This is a genomic window from Mediterraneibacter massiliensis, assembly GCF_001487105.1.
Classification (GTDB): Bacteria; Bacillota; Clostridia; order Lachnospirales; family Lachnospiraceae; genus Mediterraneibacter; species Mediterraneibacter massiliensis.
This window is the reverse complement of record NZ_LN913000.1, coordinates 364,002-376,050: the sequence shown is the minus strand read 5'-3', so window position 1 is coordinate 376,050 and position 12,049 is coordinate 364,002. Positions and strand designations below refer to the sequence as shown.

The following is a 12,049-nucleotide window of genomic DNA, read 5'->3' as shown; positions in this document are numbered from 1 at the left end:
TTTATTTTCCTCTGCTTTCTTTTACAATTTCTACTGCTTCTTTTACAAGTTCTCTGATCTTGTCAAATTCTCCAGCCTTTACCAGATCACCTTTTACCATCCAGCTGCCGCCGCAGGCATGGATCTTATCGCACGCAAGATACTCTTTTACATTCTTTGGATTAATTCCGCCTGTAGGCATAAATTTCATTCCTACATACGGAGCAGCGATCGCTTTAATATAAGCAAGTCCGCCTGCCTGTTCTGCCGGGAAAAATTTTACAACTTCCAGACCATTTTCCAAAGCCTGCTCTACATCGCTTGGGTTTGCACATCCCGGTGTGATCGGGATATTTTTCTCTACACAATATTTTACAACCTTCGGATTCAATCCGGGGCTCACAATAAACTTTGCGCCTGCTGCTACTGCACGATCCACCTGCTCTGTTGTCAGCACAGTACCTGCCCCCACCAGCATATTCGGAAATTTTTCTGCCATAATACGGATAGACTCTTCTGCCGCATCCGTACGGAATGTCACTTCCGCACATGGAAGTCCTCCGTCACAAAGAGCCTGTGCGAGAGGCTCTGCGTCTTTTGCGTCATTTAAAACAACTACTGGAACAATACCGATCTCACCGATTTGTTTTAATACTTCGTTCATTTTCATTTCTCCTTCAATAGTTTCATAATATGAAAATATGTTCCACGATGTGATACATCATACTTATTAGTATACTCACGGAAAGCAAAAAGTCAAGTATCAAAATTGCTTAAAATACAGCCATTTCTTTTGTGAATAAGTAACAGTTGCGCGAACTTCGAAAATATGATAAAATTTGTTTCATATTGTGAAACAGAGGTGTTTTTTATGGAAACCAAGAATCCAATCCAGGTTGCCGGCAGGCTTTTTGAGACGCTGGAGCTTTTGGCTGATAAAGGTTCTCTTGGTCTGATGGAGATCAGCAGCAGCCTGCAGCTAAATAAAAGTACCGTACACAGAGTTTTAAATTCTCTCATTTATATGGGATATGCGAGGCAAAATGAAGTGAACGGCAAATATGAACCTACCTTTAAAATTGTAGACATGTCTAATAAGATCATGGGCAAAGTGGACATTGTCAATCTTGTCCGTCCGCATTTAAGAGATTTGGTGGAAAACACAAAAGAGACGGTCCACTTTGTGGAACGAGATGGTCTGGACGCCGTCTATATAGATAAGGTAGAATCTTTCACCAACGGGATCCAGATGGTATCCAGGATCGGCAGCCGTATTCCTCTTTATTGTTCTGGTGTCGGCAAAGCGATCGCCGCTCACCTTCCTGAGCAGGAAGTAAGGGATATCTGGGAAAGAAGCTCCATTGTCCGCATGACGCCTTATACGATCACAAATTTTGAACAATTTAAAGAGAACCTATCTGACGTCCGTAAACGGGGATATGCACTGGATAACGAAGAAAACGAGACTGGCGTCCGCTGTATCGCCGCAAGTTTAAAAGACCACGCAGGTAAAGTACGCTATGCTTTCAGTATTTCCGCGCCAGTCAACCGCATGGATAATGACCGTATCCAAGAATTGTCCCACTATGTGCTAAAAACAAAAGAACAGATGGAAAGTGAGCTGTGCCCATGAAAAAAAATCTTCAGACCGCCTTCAGTACCCGGCAGTATATGTTGTCACGAGATTTTGAGATCTATTATTATAGTACCCGTCATTTGAACAGAGTAGAAAATCACGCGCATACGTACTATGAATTTTATTTTTTCCTGGAGGGAGACGTAACAATGATCATAGAAGACTCCTCCTTTCTTCTAAAACAGGGGGATGTTGTCCTTATCCCGCCGAAAGTACACCATTATGCCATCATAAACAGTCATGAACAGCCTTATCGCCGCTTTGTGCTCTGGATCAGTGAAGAGTATTGCAGCCGTCTGCTCTCCCTTTCCCCGGACTATCTCTATTTAATGCAGCGTGCGCAGGTCATGAAACGTTATATTTTTCATAATGATGTCATTGCCTTTAATGCTGTACAGTCCAAGGTACTACGTCTGATCGAGGAGAGCCGTTCTGATCGTTTTGGTCATGCGGCACAGGTTTCCCTCTGCGTAAATGATCTTCTGCTCCATTTAAACCGTCAGGCCCATGAACAGGAAAATCCTAAAGAGGTCAGAGGCAGACAAAATCTGTATCAAAACCTCCTGTATTACATTGAAGACCATATAGAAGAAGATCTCTCTCTCGAAAAACTCTCCGAAATATTTTATTTAAGCAAATACCATATCGCACATGTATTCAAAGAAAATATGGGTCTCTCTGTGCACCAGTATATCTTAAAAAAGCGGCTTGCTGCCTGCCAAAACGCAATACAAAGCGGAGAAAACATCAGCGAGGTCTACCTCAAATTCGGCTTTAAAGAATATTCCAGCTTTTATCGTGCATTTAAAAAAGAATTCGGTTTTTCTCCCAGAGAAGGCCGGCATATACAAACGCAAAGCTAAACGGGAGCTTTGCTCCATCAAAAGACTTTGCAACGCTCCCGTTTTTTATTCTGCTCCTATCTGACTGCCCATCCGGCAAAGAAGCCTCCGCGGACTGCCTGCGCCACCTGTCCGATCTTGCCACAGTCTCCAACGATCGACGTATTGGGATATTTATCCGCAATCTTATCTGCTAATTCCAGACGGCTTTTCATGCCAAATGCTGTTACAATAGTATCTGCCTTGATTTCTGTTTCTTCTCCATTGTATACAGCATGGATCCCTTCCGGTGTGATCTGCGTTATCTTACAATTTGTATACATTTTCACACCATAATCTTCCAGTTTAAACAGCAATGGATTTCGATTATCCAGCAATGCATCCTGTGCAATCTCCTCTTTCATCTCAACGATCATAACTTTTCTGCCCTGCATAGCCATTTCCAAAGCATAATCACAACCAGAAAGTCCTCCGCCGGCTACCAATATAGTCTCGCCTTTTATTCGTTCCGGCTGTGTATGCGCATCTAGTACGTCCACTACATTTTCTGCGTCTATACCCGGGATTGGCGGACAAATCGCTGTTGCTCCAACTGCCACAATGATCTGATCTGCCTCTTTTAATTCTTCAGATTCTTCCGTGATCTCTGTATGTAGACAAACCTGTACGCCTACTTTCTCAAGTTGTAATTTCTGCCATTTTACAAACTCTCTAAGCCTGGACTTAAACGGCGGTGTATACGCTGCCAACAGCTGTCCGCCCAACTCTCCCGATTTTTCATACAAAGTCACCTCATGTCCTCTGACAGCAGCCACACGTGCTGCTTCCATTCCTCCGGGACCTCCGCCGATAACAGCCACTTTTCGAGTATGCGCAGCCGGTGTCAGAGGATAATTTGCTTCAAATACTGCCTGCGGATTCACCGCGCAGGAAATGACTCTATTTTCATATAACCGACGTACACAGACTTCATTGCACAAAATACAAGGTCTTACGTCTTCTCTTTCATTCCAGCGCAATTTTTCCGGCATATATGGATCTGCCACTACCTGTCTTCCAAACATAGCAAAATCTATTTTACCTTCTTTTATTAACTGTTCTGCTGTTTCCGGCGTATGGTTGCCTGCATTCAAAACCGGGATATGTACCGCTTCCTTTATGCGGGACGCAGCCTCTGCCATACAACTATCCCCTGCATAGATAGACGGAACGATCCATTGTTTTCTCTCGTAGCAGCCCAAGTCTACATCCAGAGCATCGATGCCCAGATCTTCCAGATATTTGGCGATCTCTATACTTTCTTCCAGCGTACGGCCTCCCTCAAAGTCATGGTAGGCACCCATTCTGAGCAGGATCGGGAAATCCGGTCCCACTTCCTCACGCAGCACTTCATAAATTTCTCTCACCAATCTCATACGATTTTCAAAGCTTCCGCCATATTCATCTGTTCTTTTATTCCATGCCGGTGTCATAAACTGATCCAGAATATAACCGCTGTGTGCGTGTATCTCAATCGCGTCTGCCTCAGCTATGACCGCATGCCGCCCGGCAAGGCGGAATTTTTCGATAATATCTTTGATTTCTTCAATAGTAAACGGACGGCACAACTGATCTGGAAAATAAAATGACGGAACCGCGGACGCGGAGACCATCTGATCCGACGAAAATGGAAATGCGTTTCTCCCCAGCCCGCATCCCAACTGAATACATACCTTACAATCATGCGCATGGATCGCTTCTGTCAAAAGCGCCCAGCCTTTCATCTGTTCATCCGTACCCGCTGTCATAATGTAATCGATCCAGGGATCTGTCTTGTTCGTTACATACTGTACTTCTGTAATGATCATCCCCAAACCGCCTTTTGCACGTTCTGCATAATACTCGATCTGCGCCTTAGATGGATAACCGTCACGGTTCTCTGAAAAAGTTCCCATTGGAGCCATTACCATACGGTTCTTTAATTTTAGCTTTCCGATCTGCCCTCTTGAAAGCAAATGTGAATAATTGTTATTCATTATCCTGTTCCCTCCTTTTCATTTTGCTGCGTGTATTCTATTTTTTATTTTACAGTATTTAAGTTGACTATCCTATGTGCTTAATGCCATAATATATATAATTTATAGTGCATTATGCACACTTCATACAGAAGGAGGAAGTCTATTGAATCTCGAACAAAATGTAAAAGAACGCCTCGCATTATATGAGTGCCTTCCTTACGGTCTGGAAACAGTTTTGCATACGGCCGGAGAACTTTTTCACAACCCGATCATTTTGACTACAGCCGGTTATAAAGTTATTTCACTGATCAATACTACCGGTGTAGAAAATCCCGATCCAATTTGGCAATTTTGTTCCAAATATGGATATTGCAGCGCTGATTCTATCGACAATTTTAAAAGTACCGGCGTCACTTCGGCAGTCCATACCGCCTCTGGCTCTACATGGATCAATTTCAGTGTAGGAAAGGATATTCCCCGCCTGATACAACGTATAGAGGCAAAGGATAAGACGATCGCTTATATTGGTATCTATCAGTTGACCAGCAAGATTACAGAAGAGACCAAGTTCCTTTTAGATACTCTTTGCCAGATCCTTTCCATCCTTTTGCAGCAGAGTCCGCTGATCTATGAAGAAAATGACAGCATTAAAGCAAATATCATCCAGGATCTCCTGCACCAAAACCTTAGGGAGCCCTCTATTTTAGAAGATCGTCTATTATCCGCAAAATGGAAGCCGCTGTCTCTTTTTTCCATTATCGTCATCCTGTTCCATCCTTCTGATACAAGTTCTTACTTTCAAAAATATTTAAAGCGGGATATCATGAACACACTGCCGATCTGCACAGTCACAGAATATTCTGGGAATCTGATCGTTTTGCTCAATGCCCGAAAAGAGGCTGATTTTGCTCTCGCATACCGCCAACTTAATTCTATATTAAAACATAATCGGCTGCAGGCAGGCGCAGGCAGATATTTCCATACACTTACCGCACTCCCCTACCATTATACCCTTGCCTTAGAATCTGCCACGATCGCACAAGTGCATAATCCCGGAGAATATCAGCTTTTTCAGTATGATGATGATTTCCTGAGCCACGTCTTAAATCGAATTCCTGCCCAGTATTGTGACGAGGGTCTGCTCAGTCGTGGTTACAGTCTCCTGCGGGCATTTGATAAAGAACACAATACAGAATATGCGCATACCTTGGAGACATTTATAGAAAAATGGGGAAATATCAATCAGACAGCAGAAGCTCTCTATGTACACAGAAATACAGTGCGTCTTCATTTACAAAAGATCAAAGAAATTGCCGGGGATATATACGCTCCTAATTTTTTATTTGATTTTTATCTTTCATCCAAACTGATCCGCTGGTACAATCGTAAAATCTAAATCGGCAGGAGGTGAATACTTATTTTATTTACTTTTCTCTCAAACTTTCCGTTTGTTTCTTTGGGTATTTCTGCCGCCGAACAGGATTGGGGTTATACTTTCTCCATCGAATCTTTTGGAACATGGACTTTTATCCATTAGAAATGTGCGCCGCCTGGCGCGCCACAAAAAAAAGACATCCGCCGTTCATAGCAGAGAACGGGGATGTCTTTTTCTGGATTTTCTGTTTTATATTATTTTACCTCTTCCAGGTCAAAGCCAAAATATCTCACTGCATTATTGTAAGAGATGTCTTTCACAATACCGCCAAGTACTTCCATATCTTTTGGATATTCTCCGTTTTCTACCCATGTACCAAACAGATCGCAGAGTATCCTTCTGAAATATTCATGTCTCGCATAGGACAGAAAACTTCTGGAATCCGTCAGCATACCTACAAAATTGCTCAGACAGCCAAGATTTGCAAGGGATGTCAGTTGTTTTGTCATCCCCACCTTATGGTCATTAAACCACCATGCAGAGCCTTGCTGTATTTTTGCAGCTGCGCTGGAGTCCTGGAAACAGCCAAGGATCGTTCCGATTGCTTCATCATCGTTTGGATTCAGGCTGTATATGATTGTCTTCGGCAGATCACCCGTTTTGTTTAATGCATCCAAAAAGTCAGCCATCTGACCGGAAGGTGCATAATTGTTGATACAGTCAAATCCTGTATCCGGCCCCATTTTTTCATACATAGGCGTATTGTTGTCTCTCTTGCATCCGTAATGGAGCTGCATCGCCCATCCAAGCCTGTGATACAGACCGCCCACAAAAAGCATAAATGCCGTCTTATATTTCAGCACTTCTTCTTTTGTCAGTTCACTTCCAGAAAGTTTCTTCGCAAATATAGACTCTATTTCTTCTTCTGATGCTGGTACATACATCACATACTCCAGTGCATGATCGGAAGCGCGGCATCCCATCTCATGGAAAAATTCTGCTCTTTTTTCCAATGCCTTTTTCATATCCGCAAATGTACCGATCTCCATGCCGCTTACCGTTCCAAGAGTCTTTATGTACTCTGCAAAGGTCGGTTTTTCAATTCCCATTGCCTTGTCCGGACGCCATGCCGGAAGTACCTGCACAGTAAAACTGTCATCTGCCTTTAATACTTTATGCCATTCAAGAGAATCGGCCGGATCATCTGTTGTACATAACAAAGTGACACCTGACTGGCTGATCAGATTCCGCACACTCATCGAATCTTGCTGTAATTTCTCATTGCAGAGATTCCATACCTCCTCTGCTGTTTTTCCATTCAGTACACCATAGTATCCAAAATATCTTTGTAATTCCAGATGGCTCCAGTGATACAGCGGATTTCCGATCCCACGCTCCAACGTTTCCGCCCATTTTTGGAATTTTTCCCGATCAGACGCATCGCCTGTGATATATTTTTCCTCCACACCATTGGAACGCATCAGACGCCATTTATAATGATCTCCCCCAAGCCATACCTGTGTGATATTTTCAAATTTTCTGTCCTCCGCGATCTCCTGCGGGTTAATATGGCAATGATAGTCAAGGATCGGTGTTTTAGCCGCATAGTCATGATACAGCTCCTTTGCTGTCTCTGTGCGAAGTAAAAAATCTTTATCCATAAATTGTTTCATAATCCCATCTCTCCTGTCTTTTAACTTATGATTTTAAAATATTACCTTATTTTGTGCTTTCTATATTTTTATACGTATCCCATCAGACTTGGCAGCCACAAGGATAACTGCGGAATATACGTGACAAGCAGCAATACGGCAAATATCGCTGCAAAATATAGCAAAAGCTGCCTGAATACCGTTTCTATCTTGACTTTGCCGACTTTTACTCCGACAAACAGAGTCGTTCCAACTGGCGGTGTGATCGTACCGATGCACAAGTTGAATATCATCATAATGCCGAAATGAACTGTATTCATTCCAAGCGCTGTACATACCGGCAGAAAAATCGGCGTAAAAATCAGGCACGCCGGTGTCATATCCATAAAAGTACCTACAAACAACAGCAAAATATTAATGATCAGCAGGATAATATATTTATTATCCGTCAATCCCAGCAAAGCACTGGAAATCGCTGTCGGAATCTGTGTAAATGCCATGATCCATGACATGATACTGGATACACCGATCAGGAAAATAATGATCCCTGTCATTTCAGCGCTGTCTTTAAAAATTTTCGGCAGATCTTTTAGTTTAATAGATTTATAGAAAAACAAAGAAAGTATAAGGCTATACACAACCGCCACAACAGACCCTTCTGTCGCGGTAAAGATCCCCGCTATGATCCCTCCGATCACGATAACGATCAAAAGCAGACACGGCAGTGCTTGTAAAAATACTTTTAATTTTTCTTTTCCCGTCATCTTCACTGTGCTGATGTATCCATTTCTCTTTGCCAGCACGAAGATCACCAACATACACGCAAGTCCCCACAAAATACCTGGGATATACCCCGCCATAAACAAGGCTGCAACAGAGGTTCCTCCACTGACAAGGGAGAATGTGATCATAACATTGCTTGGCGGGATAAGAAGTCCGGTCGGCGCAGTCGCGATATTCGCTGCCGCGGAAAAGTTTCTGTCATATCCCTCTTCTTCCTCTACAGGTCCGATAATAGAACCCATCGCCGATGCTGCCGCTGTACCCGAACCGGAGATAGCTCCGAAAAGCATATTCGCCACAACATTGGTCTGCGCCAACGCGCCAGGAGCTCGTCCACACAATAATTTGGCAAGATTGATCAGCCGGATGGCGATCCCACCTTTGTTCATAATATTTCCTGCTAAGATAAAGAATGGTATAGCAAGCAGGGAAAATACGGAAATACCGGAAAATATACGCTGCGCGCCTGTGACAACCGCGATATCGAAAGACATGACAGGCAGGATCGCACAGATCGACGATATACCAAGCGCCACTGCGATCGGAACACCCGCTATCAGCATAATAATCAGTAATATCAATATGATCAAGCCGCTTAATACTGCAATATCCATATGTTTTTCCTCCCTCCTTATTCTTCCTGCCGCGAAATTTGGCCCTTTGCCTTCACTATATCTATCAGATTCAGTATATTATATATGAGAATCACAATGCCGCTAAACGGAAGCACGAGATACACCGCCCCCATTGGAATACCCAGGGACGCCGTTACCTGCGCGAACTGCAGTTTTGTGATGGTTATGCCTCCGATCACAAGCACAGCCAGGGTGAAAAGAAAGATCAGCACTTCAATCACAATTTCCAGTATCATCCGCTTCTTTCCCGTCAGTTTATCCGCCAGAAATCCCATTCTCATATGATCACGTTTTCCAAACACGAGAGCCCCGGAAAATAAGGCCATCCATGTAAAACTATAGGTTAGTAATTCTTCGGAAACTGTACTCGGACTGTTAAAAAAGTACCGTACCACGATCTGATATGTCCCGATGATCACCATTACCGCAAATAGAAATACGCATAAAAAGGTCAGTAGATTATCCAGTCCTTTTCGGATTTTCTTTAACACTTCCATTTTATTTTCCCTCCTCTGCTTCGGCCTTCGCATTGATTTCCTGGATATGATCATAAATATCCTGGATATGGGGGTTTTCTTTCAGCATCTTCTCATGGAGTGGTTCTACCTTCTCTTTAAATTTGTCTACATCCACTTCGATAAATTCTACACCCATCTCACTTTCGGCATACTCTTTTGCTTCCTGTGCCTGTGTGTCCCACTCTTCCATTTCCACTTCTGTCGAAATACGTGCCGCTTCCTGGAATATCTCCAGTTCTTTTTCACTTAAGCTTTCCAGAAATTTCAAATTTCCGATCAGCATATCTGGAACCATCTGATGCATATTATAGGAATAATATTTTGCGACCTCTCCGTGCTTATTGTTCGTCAATGCCAGTTCATTGTTCTCTGCTCCGTCGATCACACCCTGCTGGATCGCCGTATATACTTCACCAAAGCTCATAGGAGAAGCTGCCGCTCCAAATGCCTGCATCATAGAAACACTGGCCGGACTTTGCTGCACACGAATCTTCAAGCCTTTTAGATCCCCCGGTTCATAGATCGGTTTTGTCGCATAAAAATTTCTTGTTCCGGCATTATACCATGTCAGCACACGAAAACCCGCATCATCCGTTGATTCATATATCTTTTCCATATACTCTGTGTCTTCCATTGTTTCATGATATGCTTCCTCTGAGGTAAACAAATAGGGCATACTGAAGATCTCGTATACATCCGCAAATGTCTCCAGATTGGCAGTTCCCGCCACAACAAAATCAATCGCGCCTGTCTGCGTCAATTCGATTGCCTTTTGCGCGCTTCCTAAAATTTCATTTGGAAAGATCTGCACTTCATATTCATCCCCGAGGTTTTCCTCTACATATTCTTTGAACGCAAGCAGACCAATATGCTCCGGATGCGTCTCCGACTGTCCGTGGGAAATGCGGATAATTCTCTTTCCATCCGTGAAAGCTGTCCCTCCTGATGAAGATGCGCACCCCGCCGTGCCCAAAAGCAGCGCTGCACAGAGTCCTGCTGATATCATTCTCTTGATCGCCCTCATTTTTTCCTCCTTTCGTATCATTTCTGTACCAGATGTACCGCAAATCCGCCTATTTCTTCTTTGATATATACAGCTGTCAGTTTTTCGTTTTTATACTTCGCAGTCTCCATATCTATCTCTACACCTTGTTCTTCCAAGTAAGCAACTGCCTTCTCTATATCTGTAGTTCCGATCGCAATGTGCCCTTTTTCTCCAAGATAAGGCTTCTTCATCGCTTCCACTGCTGTTCCGGCAAATACAGAGCTATTTCCCACTTTTTTTGCAAATCCGAAAATCTCATCAAATCTGCCCGCTACCTTGCACGCCTCTCCTTCATCCGCACAATTGATCCCAATGTGACGCAGTTCAAATCCTAATTCTTCTAATTTGTTCATTTTTATTTCCTCCTCTTTTATAAGTTCTATAATTGCTAAAAGTCTGTTGTACACCGTTTCACCAGATGACACGCAACCGGAACCTCTGCCGGTATATCTTCCTGCCCGCACAGAAGCCGCATCATATTATCGATCGTAATATTACAAAGTCGTTCTCCGGTATTATCTATAGTCGTCAACTCTGGTTCACAACAGACTGAAAGCTCTGAATTATTGTATCCGATGACCGAAAGTTCTTCCGGCATCTTCATTTTTTTTGCATGGGCATATTTCACAGCGCCTACTGCAAGTCCGTCATCCGTAGCAAGTACACTGTCAAATTCCAGATCCCGTCTGGAAAGAAGGATATCCCTCACATAATGTATCTGATTCTGCACATATAATTTCAATTCTCCTCTCACAGGCAGTCCATGGCTCCTAAGCGCCGTCTCATATCCTTCCATCTTTCTCTTAGCACTGTAGGAATGGGAATCTGTAAGAAACAAAATTTTCTTTCTGCCTGCTTCTATCAGCTGAGAGGCGGCAGCAAAAGTCGCCTGGCAGTCCTCACTATATACACTATATATATTTTCCCCTTTCAACTGTCCGTTAATCAAAAATACCGGCACCTTTTCTGCTGCCTTTCTGATATATTGGACAGAGGCGTCCTCCTCACCTCCGGCATAGATCGACCCAACCATGACAAGGGCATCTATCCTTTTTTTTAATATTAATTCGATCGCCTGTTCCTTCTTTTTCTGCTTATAACTGCTGGCATATAAAATACAGTCATAACCGTATTCACGAAGTCTTCTCTCCAAAAACGCTACTGCTGACGCCATATAGGAATCTGCCACATCCGGACAAATGATCCCGATCGTCTGCATAGAGTTCAGTCCCAGTCCTCTCGCAAACACATTCGGAGTATAATGATATTCTTCCATCACCGCTCTTACTCTGTGTTTTGTCTTTTCACTAACTCTCGGGCTGTCATTTACCACTCTGGAAACCGTTGCAATAGAAACACCTGCTATTTTTGCTATATCATAAATGTTCACTGGTACCTCCGCCTTGCTCTTGCCATAACTTCTTATTGATATTTTCGCTTTTCTCATTTGCGAAACCGCTTACATTTTCTTTCATTATATAGAATAATCTCTTGATTTACAATGCCTTTTTTCATATAAATCTCCCAAAATCATTCTTATATTTTTATCTATTCTGCTATTTTTTTCGTATTATTCCCCGCATCTTT

11 protein-coding genes are annotated in these 12,049 nt (G+C 43.0%); 3 read left to right on the top strand and 8 right to left on the bottom strand.

Annotation, left to right across the window (positions count from 1 at the left end; genetic code table 11):
• Position 1: 1 nt before the first annotated feature.
• Positions 2-643 (bottom strand): bifunctional 4-hydroxy-2-oxoglutarate aldolase/2-dehydro-3-deoxy-phosphogluconate aldolase, encoded by a 642-nt coding sequence (locus BN3282_RS02510; protein ID WP_059066555.1) that lies wholly within the window; start codon positions 641-643, stop codon positions 2-4.
• A 207-nt stretch (positions 644-850) separates the two neighbouring features.
• On the opposite strand from BN3282_RS02510, the gene BN3282_RS02505 reads away from it, so the two are divergent.
• Positions 851-1,612, top strand: a complete 762-nt coding sequence (locus tag BN3282_RS02505; protein WP_059066554.1) for an IclR family transcriptional regulator — start codon at positions 851-853, stop codon at positions 1,610-1,612.
• Positions 1,609-2,478 carry a helix-turn-helix domain-containing protein gene (locus tag BN3282_RS02500; RefSeq protein WP_059066553.1) on the top strand — a complete coding sequence of 290 codons (870 nt, stop codon included), beginning with the start codon at positions 1,609-1,611 and terminating at the stop codon, positions 2,476-2,478. Before BN3282_RS02505 ends, BN3282_RS02500 begins: the two co-directional genes overlap by 4 nt.
• Before the next feature lie 56 nt (positions 2,479-2,534).
• Here the strand turns inward: BN3282_RS02500 and BN3282_RS02495 are convergent, their stop codons facing one another.
• A complete protein-coding gene (locus BN3282_RS02495) occupies positions 2,535-4,472 on the bottom strand; it encodes an oxidoreductase (protein ID WP_059066552.1) in 1,938 nt (645 codons plus the stop codon).
• 145 nt (positions 4,473-4,617) lie between these two features.
• On the opposite strand from BN3282_RS02495, the gene BN3282_RS02490 reads away from it, so the two are divergent.
• Positions 4,618-5,850, top strand: coding sequence for a PucR family transcriptional regulator (locus tag BN3282_RS02490; protein ID WP_059066551.1), 1,233 nt, complete (start codon positions 4,618-4,620; stop codon positions 5,848-5,850).
• A gap of 233 nt (positions 5,851-6,083) precedes the next feature.
• Here the strand turns inward: BN3282_RS02490 and uxaC are convergent, their stop codons facing one another.
• The 6 genes from uxaC to BN3282_RS02460 form a co-directional block, all read right to left on the bottom strand.
• The gene (gene uxaC / locus BN3282_RS02485) at positions 6,084-7,502 is read right to left on the bottom strand and encodes a glucuronate isomerase (RefSeq protein ID WP_059066550.1); all 1,419 of its coding nucleotides are present in this window, start codon (positions 7,500-7,502) and stop codon (positions 6,084-6,086) included.
• A 68-nt stretch (positions 7,503-7,570) separates the two neighbouring features.
• On the bottom strand, positions 7,571-8,878 hold the full coding sequence (locus BN3282_RS02480; RefSeq protein ID WP_059066549.1) for a TRAP transporter large permease: 1,308 nt from the start codon (positions 8,876-8,878) through the stop codon (positions 7,571-7,573).
• Positions 8,879-8,895: 17 nt separating this feature from the next.
• The gene (locus tag BN3282_RS02475) at positions 8,896-9,396 is read right to left on the bottom strand and encodes a TRAP transporter small permease (RefSeq protein ID WP_059066548.1); all 501 of its coding nucleotides are present in this window, start codon (positions 9,394-9,396) and stop codon (positions 8,896-8,898) included.
• 1 nt (position 9,397) lies between these two features.
• Positions 9,398-10,441 (bottom strand): TRAP transporter substrate-binding protein, encoded by a 1,044-nt coding sequence (locus BN3282_RS02470; RefSeq protein WP_059066547.1) that lies wholly within the window; start codon positions 10,439-10,441, stop codon positions 9,398-9,400.
• 17 nt (positions 10,442-10,458) lie between these two features.
• Positions 10,459-10,815, bottom strand: coding sequence for a VOC family protein (locus BN3282_RS02465; protein ID WP_059066546.1), 357 nt, complete (start codon positions 10,813-10,815; stop codon positions 10,459-10,461).
• 35 nt (positions 10,816-10,850) lie between these two features.
• Positions 10,851-11,852 carry a LacI family DNA-binding transcriptional regulator gene (locus BN3282_RS02460; protein WP_059066545.1) on the bottom strand — a complete coding sequence of 334 codons (1,002 nt, stop codon included), beginning with the start codon at positions 11,850-11,852 and terminating at the stop codon, positions 10,851-10,853.
• Between the last annotated feature and the right edge of the window lie 197 nt (positions 11,853-12,049).